Here is a 23,837-nt window from a genome sequence, read left to right as displayed (position 1 = left end):
GAAAACTTTGGAGGTGCTCACATGTCATCAATCGTAGTAGTTGGGACACAATGGGGAGACGAAGGTAAAGGTAAAATTACAGATTTCTTAGCAGAACAAGCAGATGTAATTGCGCGTTTTTCAGGTGGTAATAACGCAGGACACACAATTCAATTTGGTGGAGAAACATACAAATTACATTTAGTACCATCAGGTATTTTTTATAAAGATAAATTAGCAGTAATTGGTAATGGTGTCGTTGTAGACCCTGTTGCATTACTAAAAGAATTAGATGGTTTAAATGAACGTGGTATTTCTACAGATAACTTACGTATTTCAAACCGTGCGCAAGTCATCTTGCCGTATCACTTAGCACAAGATGAATATGAAGAACGTCGTCGTGGAGATAATAAAATCGGTACAACGAAAAAAGGCATTGGCCCAGCTTACGTAGATAAAGCACAACGTATCGGTATTCGTATGGCTGATTTATTAGAAAAAGATACATTTGAAAGACGTTTAAAAGAAAATATTGAGATAAAAAATGCATATTTCAAAGGTATGTTTAACGAAACATGCCCACACTTTGATGAAATGTTTGATGAATACTATGCAGCAGGTCAACGTTTAAAAGAATTCGTTACAGACACATCTAAAATTTTAGATGATGCGTTTGTGGCTGATGAAAAAGTATTATTTGAAGGTGCACAAGGAGTTATGTTAGATATCGATCATGGTACATATCCTTTCGTAACATCAAGTAATCCTGTTGCGGGTAATGTCACAGTTGGAACTGGTGTAGGTCCAACCTTCGTATCTAAAGTGATTGGTGTATGTAAATCATATACATCTCGTGTAGGTGATGGTCCATTCCCTACTGAATTATTCGATGAAGATGGTCATCATATTAGAGAAGTAGGTCGTGAATATGGTACAACAACAGGACGTCCTCGTCGTGTAGGTTGGTTCGACTCAGTTGTATTACGTCACTCTCGTCGTGTAAGTGGTATTACAGACTTATCTATTAACTCAATTGACGTTTTAACAGGTTTAGATACAGTTAAAATCTGTACAGCATATGAGTTAGACGGTGAAACAATTACAGAATATCCAGCAAACTTAGATCAATTACGTCGTTGCAAACCAATCTTCGAAGAATTACCTGGTTGGACTGAAGATATCACAGGTTGTCGTACACTAGAGGAATTACCTGAAAATGCACGTAAATACTTAGAACGTATTTCTGAATTATGTGGAGTTCATATTTCAATCTTCTCTGTAGGTCCCGACCGTGAGCAAACAAATTTATTAGAAAAATTATGGTAAAACAAGGTGCTAAGAAAAGCCATTAAATATATCCATTTAACGTTGTCAAAGAGACTCACTTTGGCAACGTTTTTTATACATAGAATACGAAAATGATAACCATATAATTTAAAGTTGAAGTAAGAATGTAAAAATAAAAAAGTGTATTGTCATACAATATACCTTCAATACAACTCTTTTTTTTTAAAAATTAAGGAATTATAAAAAAATATTAAAATTATGTAAAAAAGTTCTTGTCTTTAAAATAAAAGCTATGCTATAATCTATCTTGTGCTTAAGAATGGCTCCTTGGTCAAGCGGTTAAGACACCGCCCTTTCACGGCGGTAACACGGGTTCGAGTCCCGTAGGAGTCACCATTTTAGGTCTCGTAGTGTAGCGGTTAACACGCCTGCCTGTCACGCAGGAGATCGCGGGTTCGATTCCCGTCGAGACCGTATTGCTTATCCAAAAGGGTAGGCATTTTTTTTATGCTTTTTTTAATATGCCTTTCTTATTTTTATAAATATATAAATAGTATAGTGATTAAAACGATGTGTGTATTACAAATAGGTGACACCGCAACATAGTTTTAATATTTCTCTCTTTTTTATACATATTTTATATATAATCCTTAATTTTCAAGTATTATCTTCTATCATCATTTTGTAACAATGTACGTTATCAGTCTTCCTACGACCTTTGTCCAATATTCAAGGGGCTCAACTTATTTGTAATATAAAACGAGAGTGGTAAACTTTAAATTAATATTATTCTATAATTTTAAATATGAAAATAGAATTAAGTGAATATTAATGTTAAATTATATAGTAGATAAATGTACGTTAAGACGTAAGATAGCGCTATATAATACTGTTTAATGTTTTACTCAAAATATAATAAAAATTAAGGTTTGAACTACAATTTGAGAAATGAGGTTTATAGATATGGCTAGAAAAGTTGTTGTAGTTGATGATGAAAAGCCAATTGCGGATATTTTAGAATTTAATTTAAAAAAAGAAGGCTATGAAGTTCACTGCGCTTATGATGGTAATGATGCAGTAGATTTAATTTATGAAGAAGAACCAGACATCGTATTGTTAGATATTATGTTACCTGGTCGTGATGGTATGGAAGTATGTCGTGAAGTACGTAAAAAATATGAAATGCCAATTATTATGTTAACAGCGAAAGACTCAGAAATTGATAAAGTATTAGGCCTTGAATTAGGTGCCGATGATTATGTGACGAAGCCATTTAGTACACGTGAATTAATTGCACGTGTAAAAGCAAATTTAAGACGTCATTATTCTCAACCTGCTCAAGAACCAGAAGGTACAACAAATGAAATTGCGATTAAAGATATTGTAATTTATCCCGATGCATATTCAATTAAAAAACGTGGTGAGGATATTGAACTCACACATCGTGAATTTGAATTATTCCATTATCTTTCAAAACATATGGGTCAAGTCATGACACGTGAGCATTTATTACAAACGGTTTGGGGCTATGATTATTTTGGAGACGTGCGTACAGTGGATGTAACGATTCGTCGTTTAAGAGAAAAAATTGAAGACGATCCATCTCATCCAGAATACATTGTGACACGTCGAGGCGTTGGATACTTCCTCCAACAACACGATTAGGAGTTGTAAGCGATGAAGTGGCTGAAACAACTCCAATCCCTTCACACAAAACTCGTTATTGTTTATGTCTTACTTATTATTATTGGAATGCAAATTATTGGTTTGTATTTCACTAATAGTTTAGAAAAAGAATTAACAAATAATTTCATGAAGAACATTAAGCAATATGCGACACAACTCGAAGTAAATATTGAGCGTATTTATAAAGATAATCCTTCAAATGCACAAAAGGAAGTTCAATCGCTACTGAATGAATACGCTAACCGACAAGAGATTGAAGAAATCCGTTTTATTGATAAAGACCAAATTATAATGGCTACAGCTAAGTTATCATCACATAGCTTGATTAACCAAAAAGTGAATGATAATTCTGTTCAAAAAGCATTATCTCTCGGTGAAGCAAATAGTCATAACGTTTTGAAAGACTATGGTAATGGTAAAGAGCGTATTTGGATTTACAACTTACCAGTTAAGAATGGCAATGACGTGATAGGCAATATTTACATAGAATCAAACATTAATGATGTATATAATCAGCTGAATAATATTAACCAAATCTTTATTATTGGTACGGCTATTTCCTTATTTATCACTGTCATACTCGGTTTCTTTATTGCACGAATGATTACGCGACCGATTACAGACATGCGTAACCAAACAGTTGAAATGTCAAAAGGGAACTATACACAACGTGTTAAGATTTATGGAAATGACGAAATTGGTGAATTGGCGCTTGCGTTTAATAATCTTTCTAAACGTGTACAAGAAGCACAAGCTAATACAGAAAGTGAAAAACGTCGACTAGATTCTGTTATCACACATATGAGTGATGGTATTCTCGCGACGGATCGACGTGGTCGTATTCGTATTGTTAATGATATGGCAATTAAAATGTTAGGTATGGCGAAAGAAGACTTAATTGGTTATTACATGCTGAATGTTTTAAAAATAGAAGGCGATTTTTCATTAGAAGAAATTCAAGAGAATAATGACAGTATCTTAATTGATATGAACGAAGAAGAAGGTATTATTGCACGTGTCAACTTTAGCACGATTGTACAAGAAACTGGATTTGTTAATGGTTATATCGCTGTGTTACATGATGTTACAGAGCAACAACAAGTAGAACGTGAGCGTCGCGAATTCGTTGCTAATGTATCACATGAGTTACGTACGCCATTAACCTCAATGAATAGTTATATTGAAGCTCTTGAAGAAGGCGCTTGGAAGGATGAAAATCTTGCGCCATCGTTCCTTTCAGTGACACGTGAAGAAACAGAACGTATGATTCGACTGGTCAATGACTTACTTCAATTATCTAAAATGGATAACGAGACAGAACAAATTACAAAAGAAATTGTCGACTTCAATATGTTTATTAATAAAATTATTAATCGACATGAAATGGCAGCTAAGGATACAACTTTTGTGCGTGAAATTCCTAATGAAACGATTTTCACAGAAATTGATCCAGATAAGATGACACAAGTATTTGATAACGTTATTACGAATGCGATGAAATATTCTCGTGGAGATAAACGTGTCGAGTTCCACGTGAAACAAAATGCACTTTATAATCGAATGACGATTCGTATCAAAGATAATGGCATCGGTATTCCGATTAATAAAGTAGATAAAATCTTTGATCGCTTCTACCGCGTAGATAAAGCACGGACACGTAAAATGGGTGGTACGGGACTTGGCTTAGCTATCTCAAAAGAAATTGTGGAAGCACATAATGGTCGTATCTGGGCAAACAGTGTAGAAGGTCAAGGAACATCGATATTTATTACACTTCCGTGTGAAGTGATAGACGACGGTGATTGGGATGAACAGTAAGGAACATATTAAATTAGTTATCCTCCTTCTCTTAGTCATGATGAGTATTGTCCTTACTTATATGATCTGGAATTTCACTCCAGATTTAAATAATTTAGACAGTGCGGACAGTAAAAAAAATAATACTAAAGCAATTGGTAAACCTTTAGCCGCAAAGATTGATACAGTTATTTCACCTTATCAAGTCGTTTCAGTTAACGGGGATAAAGTAAAAGGATTTACACCATCAAGATCACAACTCGCTCAAGTTATTGATCCACTTAAAAATCATGAAGTGAGCAAAGTAGAATTGATGCAAAAAGGGTATAACTTGCAAACACCGATATTAGACCATGATTTTGTAGTATTAGATTTTACTTATGATATGCCATTAACAACTTATTTGGGTCAAGTACTTAATAATTCAGCTAAAATTCCTAAACATTTTAACTTTAATCGAATTTTAATTGAGAAAAATTCTAAAGGTGACCTAGAATTATATGCGTTAAGTAAAAACCATCAACAAGTCATGAAAGTGACGATAGACGCTAAGGCAAAGCAATTTACTAAAACAATTCATCATTTAGAAAAAGATATGGAAAACTATTCGGAAGTGATTACGAATAAGACGACAATTGATAAATCAACTCATATTTTTTCACCGAAACATCCAAAAGACATACGCTCATATCGTATGGTATATGACACAATTTCAGTCGAAACGATGAACTCAATTTTATTTGATGATTCTGTTATTATTCGAAGCGGAAAAAGCGGTTCAACAACATATAATAATAATACAGGTGTCGCAAACTATAATGATGACAGTAAAAAGTATCATTATAAAAATTTATCCGAAGATGAATCAGGTTCTAAAGATATGGATACATCCATTCCAAGTACATTTGAATATATTAATAACCACGGTGGTTTCTTTAACGATGATTTCCGTTTGTTCAACACTGATAATATTTCAGGAGAATTAACATATCAATTATTCTTAAATGGACATCCAACATTTAATGATCAACAGTTAAACGAAATTAACGTGACTTGGGGAGAAAAAGGAATATATGACTATAAACGTGCCCTTCTACGATCAAGCGTACCTTTAGACGGTGCAACGAAATCATTAGATAGTTTAGAAACCGTACGTGCGTCACTGGCCAATAATCATGATATTGACTTTGAAAAAGTATCGAATATTATCGTTGGCTATAAAGAAGATGATAAGCCAGATAAGGAAGATATCGAGGTACAACGAAATAGTGAATTTATTCCAACATGGTATGTACAGTATGATGGCGAGTGGTATGTATATCAGGATGGGAGGCTTGAATAAATGAATTGGAAACTGACAAAAACCTTGTTTATTTTCGTATTTGTTCTAGTCAATGTCTTTCTCGTTCTGATTTATATTAATAAAGTTACCAAATCACAGATTAACGAAACTGAAAGTGATAATGAAGTAAACTTCCAGCAAGAAGAGATTAAAGTATCAAAAGATGTATTAAATAAAGATGTAAGTGGTACGAAAATGCAAATGATTACTGCTACATCTAAGAACTTCAAATCATATGCTGAAAGTAAATCTGCATTAGAAACAAATGATTCTGGATTTACATTAACCGGTGAAGTAGACAATACCGTAAATGTAAGTGATCGTAATCTTAGCGATTTAAAAGATTACATTATCCATCATATTTACAATGGTCAGGTCTATCAACTTGGCGATATTAATTCAAATGCAGTTATCTATGAACAAACGTATGATGGTTATCCATTGCTTAATAACAATAAAGCACGCCTTCGCTTTAATATAGACGATGGTAAAGCGACAATGTATAAACAAACATTAATGAGTAAAATTGAACCTGCAAAAGGTGACAATAATCCTAAGAAGCAAGTGATTACACCACGTAAAGCAATTGAAAGCTTGTATTTCAATCGTTATTTAAAAGCTGGTGATGAAGTATTAGATGCAAGACTAGGATATTATTCAGTTGTAAGAGAAACCAATGTTCAATTATTACAAGCAAACTGGGAAATCAAAGTGAAACATAAAGGTAAAGAAGAAACGAAAAAATATTATATTGAAGCCACTTCAGTCAATCCAAAAGTGATTGATAATTAGAAAAGCAATTTATTTCAAATAGAGCAAAACAACGGTCAAATTTGCCCGTTGTTTTGCTCTTAAATATTTAAAGATAAACAGAGAATTGGAATTTCTAGTTATAGGTTGGTATAGTATAATATAAAAGTACTTTTAGAGCGGAAAGTTTCGAACAAAGATACAAGTTCGAAACTATATTTTTTTAGAAAAAAAGTAAATATAAAATAATTAGACTGAAGGCACTCTAAATAATTAAAATTTAAGATAATGAGAAAGGATGAACCATCTTGATTCGAATGAGCGTATTAGCAAGTGGTAGTACAGGAAACGCGACTTATGTAGAAAGTGAGAAAGGCAGTCTATTAGTAGATGTCGGTCTTACAGGTAAAAAGATGGAAAATTTATTTAGCCAGATTGATAGAGATATAAAGAATCTGAATGGCATCCTAGTGACACATGAACATAGCGACCATATTAAAGGACTTGGTGTCATTGCACGTCGATATGGTTTACCCGTGTATGCGAATGAGAAAACTTGGAAAGCGATTGAGAAAAAAGACGATAAAATTCCAATGGACCAAAAATTTATTTTTAATCCGTATGAAACGAAATCCATTGCAGGTTTTGATATAGAATCATTTAACGTCTCTCATGATGCGATTGATCCGCAGTTTTATATTTTCCATAATAACTATAAAAAATTTACGATGATTACAGATACTGGCTATGTGTCAGACCGAATGAAAGGTATGATTCAAGGTAGTGACGCATTTATGTTTGAAAGTAACCATGATGTGGATATGTTGCGCATGTGTCGTTATCCTTGGAAGACGAAGCAGCGTATTTTAAGTGATATGGGACATGTCTCAAACGAAGATGCTGGTCATGCTATGGCGGATGTGATTACAGGTAATACGAAACGTATCTACCTTTCACATTTATCTCGTGATAATAATATGAAAGATTTAGCACGCATGAGTGTTGGACAAGTATTAAATGAACATGATATCGATACTGAAAAAGAAGTATTATTATGTGATACAGATAAAGCTCAAGCGACACCGATTTACACGTTATAAAATTGAAAAGAAGTATGAAGCTTAATGAAAATCTTAAGAAAATATGAGATTTTTATTAAGCTTTTTTTTTGGAAAAATTAAAGATATTATCTAACAATTTGGACTATACATGATTATTCATGAAAAAATGGATAAGTAGAGTGATTTACTTAGAATATGTGAATAAATATAAAAGACGGTCGTGAAGTTATCCCCAAATTTAAAGAAAGTTATCCACTATTGTGAATAATACACACAGAAATACTCACATTATACACAGACTTATCCACAAAAATACTGTATATATAAAATTTTTTGTAGATAAATCTCAAATTTTCCCCAGAATTTATATACATTACTGTTATAATTAGAGGGAATTCTGTTAACAAGTTGATAACTTGTGGATAAGTAGGATAACTATCATAATTATGGAGGATAATCATGAAAATTACCATCTTAGCTGTTGGCAAATTAAAAGAAAAATACTGGAAACAAGCGATTGCTGAATATGAGAAAAGACTCGGCGCGTATTGTAAAATTGAGATGATTGAAGTACCAGATGAAAAAGCACCTGAACATATGAGCGATAAAGAGATTGAACAAGTTAAAGAAAAAGAAGGACAACGATTATTAGCCAAAATTAAACCACAAGCCACCGTTATTACATTAGAAATACAAGGTAAAATGTTGTCATCAGAAGGTTTAGCTAAAGAACTCCAACAACGGATGACACAAGGACAAAGCGACTTCGTCTTCGTCATTGGGGGATCAAACGGACTACATCAAGACGTCTTAAATCGCAGCAACTACGCACTCTCATTTAGCAAAATGACCTTCCCACACCAAATGATGCGCGTCGTCTTAATCGAACAAGTGTATCGAGCATTTAAGATTATGAGAGGCGAAGCATATCACAAATAAAACTAAAAAATAGATTGTGTATAGTATAAAAGGAAGGGATTTATATTAAAATTTTGACAATAAAATGTAAGCGCTCTAAAATAAAAAATTAACTCGTACGTATAAGTGGACAAGAAGGGAGTTTTATAATGAAAGATAAAATATTAGGAACTTTATATGGCCAAGCTATTGGAGACGCTTTAGGTATGCCTTCAGAATTATGGAATCGCAACAAAATTAAAGATTTTTTTGGGAAAATCACAACTTTTTTAGATGGTCCTTATGAAAATAAGGTAGCCAGAAATTTCACCAAAGGACAGTTTACAGATGATACTGCACAATCACTACTAATCATTGATGCACTAAATAAAAATCATTTTGAACCTTCAAAAAAAATCATAGCAGACGAATTGATTGAATGGGCCAATGCTACAAACGCATTTAAAAATAATATTCTTGGCCCAAGTTCTAAAGCAGCTTTAACTGCAATAATACAAGGAGAAGATTCCCAATTCTATACAAAAAATGCATTAACTAATGGGTCGGCTATGAGAATTGCTCCTATTGGTACTTTATTTTCTAAAGATCAAAAAGTAGAGCTTGTAAATTATGTTAAGGAAATTAGTGAAGTTACTCACACAAGTGATGTTGCAATAGCCGGAGCTAGTATGATTGCTTATGCAGTAACATTGGCAGCGGAAGATAAGAATTGGAAAGAAATTATAGAAGGCGTTTTGGATATTCACGATATAGCTATTAAAGAAGGAGAACAAACTTTTTCTGCATCAATAGCAGAAAGATTAAAATTAGCAGTTCAGTTTGCCAATCATTTCGAAAGTGAGGAGGAATATTCGCTCTGGCTTTATGATGTGATAGGATGCGGAACATCATTAACTGAATCGGTCCCCACTGCTTTGGCAATTGCTTATTTTTGTAAAGACCCCAATAAATGCGCAATTTTTTGTGCGAATATCGGTGGGGATACTGACACAATTGGCGCTATGGCAACTGCTATATCGGGAGCTAAATACGGATATAGTAATTTTAAAAAACTTTGGATAGAGACTATCGACAAACATAATAGTGTGAACTTAGAACAATATGCAACTACGCTCGAAAAAAATAAGATGTTATAAAAAATGGAGGTGTTCGTTATGGAAAAAGAAGAAGTCTTTCTTCCTGAAAGTGAAAAAAACGGGAAACCTATCGACTTATTTTTTATATGGTTTGCAGCCAATCTAGGTATTCTCGGGATAGTTTATGGCGCTGTCATAGTAAGTTACGGATTGAGCTTTTTACAATCAATTTTGATTGCTATAATAGGTCCGTTATCCTTTGTTCTAGTTGGTTATATAAGTGTAGCTGGTAAAGATAGTGGAGCTACAACTTTTATGCTCTCAAGAGCACCATTTGGATTTAAAGGCAATCATATACCTGCTTTAATTGGCTGGGTAGGTCAAGTTGGTTGGTTATCTGTTAATGTTTCTACAGGAACTTTAACTCTTCTGGCTTTATTTAGTACTTTTGGTTTTAAGACTAGTACATTTCTAATTTTGATGAGTTTAGCGATTTTTGCTGGGCTAGTTATTATATCTGTTCTTTTTTCACAAAAAATACTTGTATCAGTACAAACATTTTTCACATATGTGTTTGGTGCATTAACCTTATTAGTTATAACAATTTTAATTACTAATACTGATTGGAACGCCCTTTTTTCTATGAAATCTGGGTCTTGGCTTAAAGATTTTCTACCTGCATTAGCCTTTGTAATAGTAGGAACTGGATTGACTTGGACTAACGCAGCTGCAGATTATAGCCGTTTTCAAAAAAAATCGAACAGTTCTTTATCAATAATCACTAGTGTTACAGCTGGCGCGTTTATCCCTTTATTTATCATTATAAGTACTGGAATTTTATTAGCTACTTCAGAGCCACAATTAGCAAATGCAGAAAATCCAATCTTACTAATTAGCGAAGTACTACCAAATTGGATGACAGTAATTTACTTAATATCTGCTTTAGGTGGCCTTACTCCTATGTGTTTTTTAGGTTTAAAGTCCTCAAGATTAATTATGAGTACTTTTGATTTGAAAGTAAAAAATTCTACAGTTATTATTATTCATTCAATTATTATTATTGCCATTCCTATTTATGTCTTAGTAGTTTCCAGAAATTTTCTCGCTTTTTTTGAAATGTTTTTAGGAGTTTTGGGTATTGGATTAGCTGCTTGGAGTGCAATTTTCATTGTTGATTATGCAACATTGAGAAAAAATATAGGTTATGAAAAAAAATTAGTTTACGATCCCCAGTATAATAGTCTGAATATTAAAACAGTAATGGTCTGGAGTATAGCAGTAATAGCAGGTGCATTAATAAACATTTTTACTTCTTCAAGTTTTGATATAATTGTAACATTTATGGTTAGCGGATTTTTATACTATATATTTAATATTTCTTTAAATACTCACAGAAAGAAGGCTAAAAAATGAAAAGTTCATCAAGAGAATATAAACAGATTAATAGCCAAAAAAAGGTTTTGGTGATCGGCAGTGCTGTTATTGATGTGATTTTAAATGTTGATAGTATACCAAGTAGTGGATCGGACGAATTTGCCTACTCTGAGAAGACAATAGTAGGTGGTTGCGCATATAATGTAGGCGATATACTTAGTCAGTTCAAAGCTAATTATGATTTGATGGTGCCCGTTGGCGATGGTCCTAATGGAACAATTATTGAAAATAAGTTAAAAAAAGAAGGCAAAACTTCATTATTAAATAATATATTAGGTGATAATGGTTGGACGTTATGTATCGTTGAAAATAATGGGGAACGCACTTTTTTAACGATACCTGGAGTTGAAATGACTTGGAAAAAGAATTGGTTTAAAGAAATTGATCTTAATAAGTATGATTATATTTATGTGTCAGGTTATTCTTTTGAACCTCCTTCAGACGAAGTTTTATTAGAAGAATTTAGTCGTTTAAACGAGAAAACTACAATTATTTTTGACCCCTCACCAAGGATTAATAAAATGAACTGTGAGAGTATAAGGAAGTTGCTTGAAATAAACACAATAGTACATGCCAACGAAGATGAAATATTACAATTGAGTAGTGAGAATCATGTGAAAGATGCGGCATTAGAAGTAAGTAAACAGACTAATCAACCTGTGATAGTTACGTTAGGCAACGAAGGTACTCTTATAGCAAATAAGTGTAAAGTTAAGGTTTTAGAGGGGGAAAAGGTTCCTGTAACTGATACTATAGGCGCTGGTGATTCACACACAGCAGCTTTTATAGCAGGTTTGCTAGATAACCAAAGTATTGAAAAAGCTTGTATATGGGGAAACGAAGTAGCATCTAAAATTGTGCAAGAACGAGGTGGAAATACGGATATATTCAATCCTATAGATGAAGAATATTAAATTTGTCTCACGCTTACTATCTTCAACAGTTGTTGTATTTTAGCTTTAGGCTTATAAACTATTTAAAAGAAGGTTCTGTTGCAAAGTAAAAAATATAGCTAACCACTAATTTATCATGTCAGTGTTCGCTTAACTTGCTAGCATGATGCTAATTTCGTGGCATGGCGAAAATCCGTAGATCTGAAGAGATCTGCGGTTCTTTTTATATAGAGCGTAAATACATTCAATACCTTTTAAAGTATTCTTTGCTGTATTGATACTTTGATACCTTGTCTTTCTTACTTTAATATGACGGTGATCTTGCTCAATGAGGTTATTCAGATATTTCTATGTACAATGACAGTCAGGTTTAAGTTTAAAAGCTTTAATTACTTTAGCCATTGCTACCTTCGTTGAAGGTGCCTGATCTGTAATTACCTTTTGAGGTTTACCAAATTGTTTAATGAGACGTTTGATAAACGCATATGCTGAATGATTATCTCGTTGCTTACGCAACCAAATATCTAATGTATGTCCCTCTGCATCAATGGCACGATATAAATAGCTCCATTTTCCTTTTATTTTGATGTACGTCTCATCAATACGCCATTTGTAATTAGCTTTTTTATGCTTTTTCTTCCAAATTTGATATAAAATTGGGGCATATTCTTGAACCCAACGGTAGACCGTTGAATGATGAACGTTTACACCAAGTTCCCTTAATATTTCAGATATATCACGATAACTCAATGCATATCTTAGATAGTAGCCAACGGCTACAGTGATAACATCCTTGTTAAATTGTTTATATCTGAAATAGTTCATACAGAAGACTCCTTTTGGTTAAAATTATACTATAAATTCAACTTTGCAACAGAACCTCTTAATCTTATTGGATACAATAACTAACTTAAACACATTATCTACAAGTAAAAACTTGTAAAAAGAACATGTGTTCTTAATTAGTGTATAATTAGTTTAAATTGATTATGGGGTGATGTAATGAATGAGAGTAATCAAATTATATTCGATCATATAACAAAGGCTATTGAAAATATGAAAAATAAAGGCTGGGAAACAAGGTATGGGCAAGAAACTTTAATGTATGATGTATTTGATGCTTATGATTCAAGAGAAAATATAATAGTAGAAGCGCAAGTAGGTATAGGAAAATCATTTGGATATTTAATTCCTGGTATATTGATTTCAAAAAGTACTAAAAAACCTTTAATTGTAACGACTTCCTCAATTCAATTAACTGAGCAACTAGTCAATGATATACAGCAAGTTGAAGAAATTTTACATATATCTGTTGATTGTATAGTAGGTAAAGGTGTAACTAACTATCCTTGTTTTAAAGAAATTCATCGTAAAAATTTAAGTAAATTAAATTTAATGGAGGCTTTAGATATAGCAAATAATGGTTTAACAAAACAAACTGTACGTGAGACTAATTTAAAATGGAATCAAATATCTACCAATAATTGTATTATGAGTAAATGTCACTATAAAAATGAATGCGCTTATTTTAAAATGAGAAATAAGTTAAAAGAGGGAAATAGATATATTAGACTCAATGAATATAAGCCGAAAGTCATAATCGTTAATCAAGATATGTTAATGATGAATTTTAAAAAGTTAACCTTTGGAAAAGAGAGTTTAATCTATGATGATCCTTGTATGCTAATCGTAGATGAAGTTCACAACTTAGAAGAGAAACAACGTGCTAACATGACTAAAACTATTAACTCTAAAACTGTGATAAATAAAATAAAAGAAGGCGCAAACCGAGTTGGTAGTAGATCTCGGTATTTAAAAAATATAAAAATGATTGAAGATTGGTTTAATCTTCAAAAGGATAGTGCCAAAAGTGAGATATACAAAAATGGTAATTGTTTATCTACTGGACGAGTTGATATAAAACCTGTTAGTCATCATCAAATGGCCAAATTAATTAGTATGACAAAGGAAATAGTTGAAGAATTCGATGTTAATAATATTGTTGTATTTAAACAATCTTCGTTAGTTAGTAATGAACAATTAGAAATAGCTAATAATCTGTTAACATTATTTAAAAATCTTCAAAATAACAGCGACAAATATATATTTTGGACTGAAATAACTAAGCAAGACCAAATTGATATTTCATTTTGTCCCAATAATATTGCTGAAACACTTAGAAAAACAGTTTTTAGTACAAGTTACCCAGTTGTATGTCTTTCTGCAACAATTACTAATAAAACTAATAATGAAAATAGCTATGAGTACATTAAAGAAATAATTGGTTTTAAAGGCTATGAGGAAGATATTAAGTATAATGATTTTCCGTACAAGGAAAGCAGGCTCTACATACCTCCAAACTTACCAAAATTTGATAAACGTGATGTTAAATATTATGAAGAAATAGGTAAACATATTTTTGAATTGGCAAGCCAAAATAAGGGAGGCACTTTGATATTGTTTACTGCTAAAGATGACATTGACGGTGTATATAATGATTTATCAAAAAGGAAATTTAATAAAACTATCTATGTAGATGATGGTAGTAAAAGTCAAAATGAAATTATTGAATCATTTAAAAAAACTAAAGGTGTAATATTGGGTACGGGAGTATTTTGGGAAGGAATAGACTTAAAAAATGAATTATTAACATTATTAGTTATTGTCAGATTACCTTTTCCTACGATTGATCCAATTACAAAATATAAGATTACTAAATTAAATGATAGTAATGAAGCAGTTATAGTTCCTGAAATGATAATTAAACTGAAACAAGGTGTAGGAAGATTAGTAAGAACAAAGCAGGATAAAGGTTTATTAGTGTTATTAGATTCAAGAATGAATAAACCCATTTATAAGCATAAAGAAGCAGTATTAGATGCATTACCAATTAAAAATATGATTCATAAAGATGAAGTCAAAGATTTCCTTAATAACATTTAAAGTAAGTAGTAATAGTTATCCAATATTTTCTAGTTGATTCTCTTATAATATGTCCAATTAAGTGTAGACGATTCAAGATGATATTGAGGGAAGGATGAGAATGTGTCTTTCAGGTAGCTCATTTGATGATAACCTTAAACATAATATTTACTTTCATCCTGCTGAAAAAAGAGGTTACAGTTTCAAGCCGATAGAATACATTGGGCTATATAAAGACAAAGCAATAAAAGCTATCGGAAAAGTAGACAAAGTAATAGTGACGGAAATAAATGAGAGCTCATTATCCTTGAAGACAGTTTATCCTGTAGGTACTGAGTTATCGATTGATGAGTATGAAATAGTTAAAAATAAAATAATGGTGCTTGGGAAAGAAAAGTGGACTAATCTATTGAACGAACCCCATTATTATTACTTAATTGAAGATTTTATAGAGACAGACTACAAGAAAACATCTAAAGGTGGATCGATGGGAGTTAAGTATTTTAATGTGAATGAAATTTTGAATAGGGATTGCTTAACCACCGAACAAATCGCTAAAGAATTATGTAATAAAGATTGGGAATGATAAATAGTGAATGAAGCTATAATGCAATAATGTATGTATAACATAATCAAGTAATGAATTTAATGATAAGAGAGTATGGAGTAAAGAATTGAATTAGTTTGCATGGTCTATGTATCTTAAAGGTGTTGAAGGAGATACACCGAAGTATGCAGTACCAATTCTTGAAACAGACTTTAGTGATTTACCATCTACACATACGACAGTCGGATCATTTGATCCGTTTCGAGATAAGACAATGAGCATTAACAGAAGCGGGAGTAACTGTTGAATTCCATTTATATCCAGTTAGATACTAGAGTTTGAAGTGATAAATCTTGATTCGGATGCTGAAATAAGTAAAAGAGCAGTTACTGAATATAATATAAGTATAAATATGCCACTAGATATTTTAAGGGGTATTTATTCACTTTTATAAAATCATCTGCTAAGATAGTATGGAAGATTTTTATAGGAGCTGATTATAATGCGACATATAAATATGTCATACATCATACGCTATAGTACTCTAACTCAAAGATAAGAAGTACTTAGTTATGAATAGCATTCATTTCACAAAGTACTTCAACAAAAATGGAGGAATATGAAATGAATAAAATAGAAGTGTATAAGTTTGTTAAAGTAAAGCAGTTAGTATATCAATTGATTAAGTTATATCGTACAAACGATATGAATTCCCATAAAACACAAAAAGATTTTTTACTAAATGAAATTAATGATATCTTTAAAGAAAAAGATATTGATATCTCGGACTTTATTACATCGATTGACGATGTAAAATTAACTAAGAAAAAAGCAGAACATCTTTTAAATGAATTAAAAGTGTACATCAAAGATTTTGAAATACCTTCATCAAGTCAACTGGAGAAAATTTTTCGTAAAGTAAAAAAATTAAAGAGACCAGATATAAATTTAATTGATACAAAAGAAATTTCATATTTAGGATGGAATGATAATTCTTCTAACCGAAAATATATCGTTTATAAAAATTTAGATGATAAATTCGAAGGTATATATGGCGAAATTTCACCAAATAAAGTAAAAGGATTCTGTAAAATTTGTAATCAGGAATCTGATACATCACTCTTTCTCAATAAAACTAAACATAATAAGAGTAGTGGAACATATACTAAAAAAGGAGATTACATTTGTTATGACAGTTTTAAATGTAATCAGAACCTAGATGATATAAATAATCTTTACGAATTTATTGTTAAAATAAAATAGATCCAAACAGCCCTGATCTTTAGAACTAATGATCAGGGTTGTTATATTTTGTACCTCACTCTTAATCGATACGCTGAAGCGTATCACAAATAAAACTAAAAATAAGTTGTATATAACTTATTTTGAAATTGGTTAAGTATATAGTATCTCCAATAAAATGTAGTTAACTTACGATAATGCTGAACTATAGCTTTGTAAACTAAAATGTAAATAATTACAATCAAATTGCAACAATATAGTTCAAGAATGCTACAATTTGAGGACAGATTGATAGCATTAATCCCTTTAAAATGAAGCTAGGAGATGACTTACATTATGATTAGTAAACAAATAAAGGATTTACGAAAGCAACATAATTATACTCAAGAAGAGCTAGCTGAAAAATTAAATACTTCAAGACAAACAATTTCTAAATGGGAACAAGGTATTTCAGAACCAGACTTAATTATGCTTATGCAATTGTCACAATTATTTTCTGTTAGTACAGACTATCTCATTACAGGAAGTGACAATATTATTAAAAAAGATAATAAAAGCTATTATGAAATGAATTTTTGGGCATTTATGTCTGAAAAATGGTGGGTAATTATTATTATAGTAATCATAATTTGTGGAACAATAGGACAAATTTTTTCAAACTAATGTAAGTATCTCTCAAATATTTTGGGAGGTTTTATTATGAAAATCAAAAAATTATTAAAGACATTATTAATTATTTTATTATGTTTTGTATTGTCTGTTATTGTGCAAAATATTTCAATGCTATGGCATATTGTGAGCATTTGGAGTGTTGAATATATTTTACATGCATTAACTTATATAGTACTTTCATACTTTTCAGTAAAATGGTTCATTGAAATTGTTCTTAAAAGCAATATGAAAGATTATAGAATAATACCGGTGAAATTTTTCAAGTCTTGTTTTCTTATAGGATTAATTTTGATATTAGTAATTGATTTAATATATCTATTATTTATTCCTGGTAAATTGATAATACCTCATTATTCAACAAGCGTTGGATTTATGGAGATGTTCTTTAGCGCATTTTTAATTACTGGTATTGCTGCGCCTATATTTGAAGAGATGGTATTTCGAGGAATACTAATGAGATACTTTGAAAAACAATATGGAATTTTATTTGGAATTATAATACCCTCGATTTTATTTTCTCTTGTTCATCTATTTAATGGAGAGTTAAAGGGAGAAAATTTATTATTACTACTTATAGGTGGCTCAATTGCTGGAATAATGTATGCAGTGACTGCATGGACGTTTAATAGTATATGGGCCTCTGCTATATTACATATGCTTTGGAATATAAATGGTTTATTAAATATCACAACTCAAGATGATCATTGGGGAGTATATCAGTACATATTAGAAACAAAAAATGTACTGATTACAGGTGGGGATTATGGTATGGATACATCATTACTTTCAATATGTAGTTATATTGCAGTTATTATAGTTATGATTGTTACTAAAAGACACTTTAACTTTTTACTAAAGTAATTATAGAATAGTGTGGTTAATCCTGACGACTAGTCGGATACAATTTAAAGAGTAATAAAAAGTGTATTATTAACTGATATGCAAAAGTATCCCACTAAAGAAATAAAAAAACAGATGGTAGAATATGTTAGCATTTAATATACAAATTAGTTTTTAACTTACATGAAAACTAGTTCAATAAAAAAGTTAAATTAGAAGCTTATTATGAATATCTATCAAACCTATGCATGCTTAGTCATAGGAATAATCATTAATAGTACTACTACTATACTAAAAAGAAAAAATTAATTTCAAATATTAAACAACTTTGGAAAAGTAAAAAGACTTTAGAAGAATTTATACGTTCAAATTCGAGATTTGATTATTAGTTTAATCTTCGACGTAAGAATTATTCTGATACATTAGTAGATGATAAAACATGGATAGACTTAGATATGGATACTTTGCTTCATAAAATTAATTTTAACTATACAGTTATCGGAGAAATGAACTCCCTATAATCTAATTGAGGAAATATAAGAAGAAAAAATTTAAGGTTTTAGAGTCCCATGTATTATTCCGTTCTTTCTTGATAGATGTGTAATATTTTAGTGGATTTAATAATTAGTAAATTTTTAACAGGCATAATAACTTACAATTAAGAAAAGATTAAAACTTATTAATAATAGAGAGGTTATGTGAATAATGAATGATTTGTTAAAAATTTATGAAAAATTGAAAAAAGATATTGAAAACAGGTGGTTAATACCATTTCATTATGTGGTTTTTGGATTAGCATTAGTTGTATATTTTCTGGAAATTCCTATTTATAAATTGGTGAATAACTTAGATAAAGAGCTTGTTGATAAGGTTTTATATGCTTTTTCATTAGTGTATGATCACATTGTATTGATATTTATATTAATTATAATTATCATTTTGATAGTTTATTTATTCTTTGATGTGTTTAATATGAATCGTTTTGTTCCATCGCCTACAACTTATGTAGATGGTAGTGAAAGTTCTATAAACTATGTAAGTGCTATTAAAAGATTGATAAACTTTATGATATTAATTATCACAAAGTACTGGATAACTTACTTTATTGTAAACTTAATATTTCATAATGATAAATTACTGTATTTAAACAATGATTCAAAACATTTGTATAAGTGTCTCTTGTTTTTAAATATCTGTATCTTTATAGTGCATATATTAAAATCAATTTTTATAATAAAAATTATGGCAGATGATTCGCTAAGACTTATTAATGAAAATGATTTAACTGATTTTTACATAACATTAAATAAAAATGATGAATATCGTATGGTAAAACCTAAATATAGAAAAATAGATAATTTTATTATTATTAAAAAAAGTGAAGATTTCACTAATTCAAATGAGTATAAAGTTATTAATAAAAGTAAAAATTTTGAGGAAATAATTTATCATTTTGACAATCTTACTTCAAATCATTGATGATTTATAAATTATTATTCTAAGTTTAACTAGAAATTAAATTTATGCGACTGAAACAACTTGTTGTTTTGGTCGTATTTATTTAGCAAAAAATTAGTTTTTAGGAAAGGAAGACTTCGGCCGCTATCAAATAAGTCTTACTTTAATGATATTATTTCTTATATCGTAAGGATAGAAAGATATAATTTATTAATTTTAATTAAAATTAAATTTTTCTAAAATTCTTTGGTTACATCACTTTTAAAAAAGGGAAAAATTGTATGATAAGAATGTGATTAATTATTTATAAATTCAAAATTTAAGGAGTTTAATATGGAAATTAAATGTAAACATCACATTACGGATAATATTTAGAAGTATATTAAAATCAATTTAGAAGAAGATTTAAGCTTAGTAGAAAGCAAAATAATATATTAAAAAATATGTAAATGTTTCACAAAAGCGAATAAAGTTTAAGTAATAGTGTAAATAATTTCTTAGGAAATAAGATATATAAAACATTTTTTAGTGTTTATTTTGTTATATTATAAAAATAATAGATAGAGTCCAATTATTTAATAAGATAAATTGAAGTTGAGAAATTTTTAAATATGAATGTAGGAAATCAAATTAGATATTATAGAAAAGAACGTAATTATCACAGATGGATTTAGCAGAAAAATTATTTATATCAAGTCAAACGATTTCTAATCGGGAATAACTTTACTAAGTATATTTATATTTAGACTTTTATAAGAAATAAAACTATAGGCTATAAGTGGGAAGGTGTATATTATTATTTCAAGTGTTAAAGCTTCTAATATTAAAAAAATTATTAATAAAAAAATTATTATTAAAGATCTTACTTTTAAATTTCCTAAAAATGAAATTATATTAATTGAGGGCAGTAATGGATGTGGTAAGTCTATGATGCTCAAAATGATAGTAGGATTAATAAGGCCTACCTCTGGAAGTATTAAAGTAAACGGAAAAATTAGCTATGCTCCGGATTATTTGCCTTCTACAATAAATTTAACAATAAAAGAATATTTAAATTTTCTAGATAATATATACAATGATAACGAACATAACATAAAAGATTTAATAAATTATTTCAAATTAAATAATTTATTAGATAGAAGATTGAATTTATGTTCTAAAGGGACAAAACAAAAAGTAAATTTAATCCAATGTTTAATTAAAAATGCAAATATTTATATATTGGATGAACCATTTTCTGGTTTAGATAAAGAAGCAATAATAAGTTTGAAAAAATTAATTGTTCAAAAGCAAAAAAATGCAACTATTATATTAACATCTCATGAAGAATTGCTCGATGAAAATTTTGTTACTCATAAGTTCAACTTAGAAAATAAAAAATGGATAGAATTACAACAACAATTAAATACCTATAAAGAAATAAAAGTTAACAGTAAAAATTATAATAAAATTAAAGATATGATGAAAAGTTTCTATAAAGTTGAAGTATTTCATCATAAAGAATACACTATTATAAATGTTGATAATAGACAAAGTAATAATGTATTAAAGGTGTTAATAAATAATGGTTACTTAATTGAAGAGGTGAATAATAGAAATGATTGAACTAATCAACTATTTTTTCAAAAATATGATTAGATCATATAAATTTATTGCTCCATATAGTGTATTTGTATTGATAGTAGTTATTTTATATTATTATTCAGGGCAACCAGTTTTATCTAGTTTTGGTACTACTTCAATGTTATTACTTTTTATTTCTATTTGGTTAAATTTGATTACTTTTGATTTAGAATCAGTAGAAGAATTACAATTATTACTTATGCAACTTGGTAGATCATTGTATCTAACATCTAAGCTGATATTCAACTTTTTAATGACCGTACCATTAATTATTTTTGCCATTATATATCCATTAGTATCTCTTAGGTTTGAACATTTACCATCTCTTACAGAGATATTAATAGGAATTCATGCCCATATTATAATTAGTATTACTGCAATAATATTAACAGCATTATTTAAATATTCTAATTTTTTATCAAAAAAATACAGTTGGTTATTATTAATATTGATATCTTTGTTAGCTATTTTAAAATCAAATATTATTAAAGAAATTTCTACATTTAAATATATTTCATTTATTTTACCACCTATAAGTGAAATGTTGAATTATCTAAATCAACAAGACACTTCTATTTTTAATAGCCAATTTTTGATAGTCAATATATGGTACTGCGTACATATAGTATTTTTTATTATAATTATATACATTATATTTAATAGAAAAGATATCATAGTATTAAATAAGTAGTTTTTTAATAGAATATATATAATAGAGTAATTAAAGAGAAAGCTAAATGAGTGAAAAAGACATGAAATTAAACAAGCAAAATTCTAAAAAGACAAATTCAATTAATTCAGACAATGAAGAAAGAGGTTTTCAATTTGTAGTGCCAATTGATGAGCAAATTATTACCAATATAAATAAAATTTTAAGAGATTATAATATTAAATTAGAGCGAACAGAATTTAATCTTACCTCGAAATTTACCACGAATGAGCTAGGAAGGTTGCAAATGGAGGTTGGAAAATACAATAATTTTATTATTCAATATGAAAAATTAAGTATTGATAATGACAAAATAAAGATAAAAATCAAAAGTAAAGATCTTAATGAAATGCAAACTAAGATTGAAGAAGTTCTTAATATTAAAGAATTAATTTTATTAGATTTAAAGAAAACTAATCTAAATGATGAAGAAAAGAATGAACTATTTAATGAATTGGAAAAGTTATTTAAAAATTATAAAACGAAAAAGAAAGCTCATCAACTTGTATCTATTATATATATAAAGCTTTATATAAATATAAATCAAAATGAAGGAACTAATGTCGGTTATTTTTATTTAAGTAATAAAAGTGATGATATGGAATTTAAAAAATTACATATTCGTGAAAAAGTTGGTTTATCTGAAAAAACTATGACCAACCAAATGAAGCTACTTTACAAGATATTTGGTATAGACATTTCAAAATATCAACCGGATAATTATCATGGTAAAACAGAAAATAATCAATTCAATTACAATTTTAATTCTTTACAATATCAAATATTAAGTATTCTTATAGAATTATTAAAAAAATATCCCTTACCTACTACTCCTAATAATATAGATTATATCAATGCTATTAATGAATCCATTTCAAAAAGTAATGCACAAGAATTCGAAGATTTCTTTAAATTAGGAATAGAAAAAGTAAAGGATATAGAATTCAGAAAACTAAAAAAAATATTAGATACAGATTTTTCTTTTCAAACTATGAAACGTTTATCGGCAGAAAGTGATATTCTAGAAAAAAATCTAATTACATTTTTTAATGCAGTGAAAGAAAGTAACTTCTATGAAAATGTTATTTTATATCAAAAATTAAGTAGTGCTATTGAGAAAGTGCTATTTGAGCATCAAGATGAAAAAGAAAATTATAATAAATTTATTAATACTTTGAAAAGTAATGATGATTCAATTATCACTTGTGATAATGACGTATCATCTAGGTATCAATCATTGAAAGAATTAATTTTGAGTGGTAAAAGTGGTGATTTTAATGCTTTATATGATGAATTTATTAATTATTCTAGTATAGCTCATAAACATGAAATAACTGAAGAAGAGACTAATTCAATAAGCACATCACCACATACTTCTACTAATATAAAAGAAGTATTTATTGATAAATATAATTTCAAGATACCTTTTATTGATCAAATTTTACTAAAGAGTCTTCAATCAGATAATAAAAAATTTTTAGATGCTAAAAATCTTTATCTAAAGGAATACCTTGCACACTCTTCTTCCTACGATTAGTCAAGCATTTACAAATAAAATAAGCATTACTTAACTAAACCGTTCAATTTTAATTTTTTGAATA

The 23,837-nt window shown here is 29.4% G+C and carries 20 protein-coding genes, 2 tRNA genes and 1 pseudogene; 21 read left to right on the top strand and 2 right to left on the bottom strand.

Features of this window, described 5'->3' with window-relative positions:
• The first annotated feature begins 21 nt into the window (after positions 1–21).
• From AC2FB1_RS08190 to AC2FB1_RS08135, 12 genes are all read left to right on the top strand, one after another.
• A complete protein-coding gene (locus AC2FB1_RS08190; RefSeq protein WP_490674752.1) occupies positions 22–1,305 on the top strand; it encodes an adenylosuccinate synthase in 1,284 nt (427 codons plus the stop codon).
• Between the two features lie 282 nt (positions 1,306–1,587).
• Positions 1,588–1,662 (top strand) — tRNA-Glu (locus AC2FB1_RS08185).
• Positions 1,663–1,667: 5 nt separating this feature from the next.
• Positions 1,668–1,740: transfer RNA gene (locus tag AC2FB1_RS08180), tRNA-Asp, on the top strand.
• 489 nt (positions 1,741–2,229) lie between these two features.
• Positions 2,230–2,931 (top strand): response regulator YycF, encoded by a 702-nt coding sequence (yycF, locus tag AC2FB1_RS08175; protein WP_490674751.1) that lies wholly within the window; start codon positions 2,230–2,232, stop codon positions 2,929–2,931.
• A gap of 12 nt (positions 2,932–2,943) precedes the next feature.
• Complete coding sequence (walK, locus tag AC2FB1_RS08170; protein WP_490674750.1) at positions 2,944–4,770, top strand: cell wall metabolism sensor histidine kinase WalK; 1,827 nt, start codon at positions 2,944–2,946, stop codon at positions 4,768–4,770.
• Positions 4,760–6,091: a YycH family regulatory protein gene (locus tag AC2FB1_RS08165; RefSeq protein ID WP_490674749.1), complete on the top strand. Its 1,332-nt coding sequence runs from the start codon at positions 4,760–4,762 to the stop codon at positions 6,089–6,091. The genes walK and AC2FB1_RS08165 overlap by 11 nt, the downstream gene beginning before the upstream one ends.
• Entirely contained in the window at positions 6,092–6,883 is a 792-nt protein-coding gene (locus tag AC2FB1_RS08160; RefSeq protein ID WP_490674748.1) for a two-component system regulatory protein YycI, read from the top strand.
• Between the two features lie 275 nt (positions 6,884–7,158).
• Positions 7,159–7,941, top strand: coding sequence for an MBL fold metallo-hydrolase (locus tag AC2FB1_RS08155; RefSeq protein WP_101804364.1), 783 nt, complete (start codon positions 7,159–7,161; stop codon positions 7,939–7,941).
• A 420-nt stretch (positions 7,942–8,361) separates the two neighbouring features.
• Entirely contained in the window at positions 8,362–8,841 is a 480-nt protein-coding gene (gene rlmH, locus AC2FB1_RS08150; RefSeq protein WP_490674747.1) for a 23S rRNA (pseudouridine(1915)-N(3))-methyltransferase RlmH, read from the top strand.
• Between the two features lie 128 nt (positions 8,842–8,969).
• Positions 8,970–9,956 (top strand): ADP-ribosylglycohydrolase family protein, encoded by a 987-nt coding sequence (locus AC2FB1_RS08145; protein WP_049426031.1) that lies wholly within the window; start codon positions 8,970–8,972, stop codon positions 9,954–9,956.
• Between the two features lie 18 nt (positions 9,957–9,974).
• Positions 9,975–11,309, top strand: a complete 1,335-nt coding sequence (locus AC2FB1_RS08140; protein ID WP_017175607.1) for a purine-cytosine permease family protein — start codon at positions 9,975–9,977, stop codon at positions 11,307–11,309.
• A complete protein-coding gene (locus AC2FB1_RS08135; protein WP_490674746.1) occupies positions 11,306–12,244 on the top strand; it encodes a PfkB family carbohydrate kinase in 939 nt (312 codons plus the stop codon). The genes AC2FB1_RS08140 and AC2FB1_RS08135 overlap by 4 nt, the downstream gene beginning before the upstream one ends.
• Positions 12,245–12,373: 129 nt before the next feature.
• Here the strand turns inward: AC2FB1_RS08135 and AC2FB1_RS08130 are convergent.
• Positions 12,374–13,048 (bottom strand): annotated as a pseudogene (locus tag AC2FB1_RS08130) (IS6-like element IS257 family transposase).
• A 177-nt stretch (positions 13,049–13,225) separates the two neighbouring features.
• Between AC2FB1_RS08130 and AC2FB1_RS08125 the strand changes: the two are divergent.
• Complete coding sequence (locus tag AC2FB1_RS08125; RefSeq protein ID WP_490674745.1) at positions 13,226–15,166, top strand: ATP-dependent DNA helicase; 1,941 nt, start codon at positions 13,226–13,228, stop codon at positions 15,164–15,166.
• 100 nt (positions 15,167–15,266) lie between these two features.
• Positions 15,267–15,731, top strand: a complete 465-nt coding sequence (locus tag AC2FB1_RS08120; RefSeq protein WP_437219375.1) for a hypothetical protein — start codon at positions 15,267–15,269, stop codon at positions 15,729–15,731.
• 93 nt (positions 15,732–15,824) lie between these two features.
• Here AC2FB1_RS08120 and AC2FB1_RS08115 read toward each other — a convergent pair whose 3' ends face one another.
• Positions 15,825–15,974 carry a hypothetical protein gene (locus AC2FB1_RS08115; RefSeq protein ID WP_016170661.1) on the bottom strand — a complete coding sequence of 50 codons (150 nt, stop codon included), beginning with the start codon at positions 15,972–15,974 and terminating at the stop codon, positions 15,825–15,827.
• 342 nt (positions 15,975–16,316) lie between these two features.
• On the opposite strand from AC2FB1_RS08115, the gene AC2FB1_RS08110 reads away from it, so the two are divergent.
• The 7 genes from AC2FB1_RS08110 (at position 16,317) to AC2FB1_RS08080 (ending at position 23,773) form a co-directional block, all read left to right on the top strand.
• The gene (locus AC2FB1_RS08110; RefSeq protein ID WP_490674744.1) at positions 16,317–16,955 is read left to right on the top strand and encodes a FusC family fusidic acid resistance EF-G-binding protein; all 639 of its coding nucleotides are present in this window, start codon (positions 16,317–16,319) and stop codon (positions 16,953–16,955) included.
• Between the two features lie 315 nt (positions 16,956–17,270).
• On the top strand, positions 17,271–17,597 hold the full coding sequence (locus AC2FB1_RS08105) for a helix-turn-helix domain-containing protein (protein ID WP_000624048.1): 327 nt from the start codon (positions 17,271–17,273) through the stop codon (positions 17,595–17,597).
• 36 nt (positions 17,598–17,633) lie between these two features.
• Positions 17,634–18,467: a CPBP family intramembrane glutamic endopeptidase gene (locus AC2FB1_RS08100; protein WP_000694291.1), complete on the top strand. Its 834-nt coding sequence runs from the start codon at positions 17,634–17,636 to the stop codon at positions 18,465–18,467.
• A gap of 684 nt (positions 18,468–19,151) precedes the next feature.
• On the top strand, positions 19,152–19,925 hold the full coding sequence (locus AC2FB1_RS08095; protein ID WP_000998885.1) for a hypothetical protein: 774 nt from the start codon (positions 19,152–19,154) through the stop codon (positions 19,923–19,925).
• Positions 19,926–20,690: 765 nt separating this feature from the next.
• Complete coding sequence (locus tag AC2FB1_RS08090) at positions 20,691–21,509, top strand: ATP-binding cassette domain-containing protein (protein WP_242231385.1); 819 nt, start codon at positions 20,691–20,693, stop codon at positions 21,507–21,509.
• Positions 21,502–22,218 carry a hypothetical protein gene (locus AC2FB1_RS08085; RefSeq protein WP_490674743.1) on the top strand — a complete coding sequence of 239 codons (717 nt, stop codon included), beginning with the start codon at positions 21,502–21,504 and terminating at the stop codon, positions 22,216–22,218. Before AC2FB1_RS08090 ends, AC2FB1_RS08085 begins: the two co-directional genes overlap by 8 nt.
• 46 nt (positions 22,219–22,264) lie before the next feature.
• Positions 22,265–23,773, top strand: coding sequence for a DUF6038 family protein (locus tag AC2FB1_RS08080; RefSeq protein ID WP_490674742.1), 1,509 nt, complete (start codon positions 22,265–22,267; stop codon positions 23,771–23,773).
• Positions 23,774–23,837 lie beyond the last annotated feature (64 nt).

This window comes from Staphylococcus sp. CoH_129_LAB_1 (assembly GCF_058191515.1).
The sequence above is the reverse complement of the archived record's forward strand: the minus strand, read 5'-3'. Positions and strand labels throughout refer to the sequence as shown.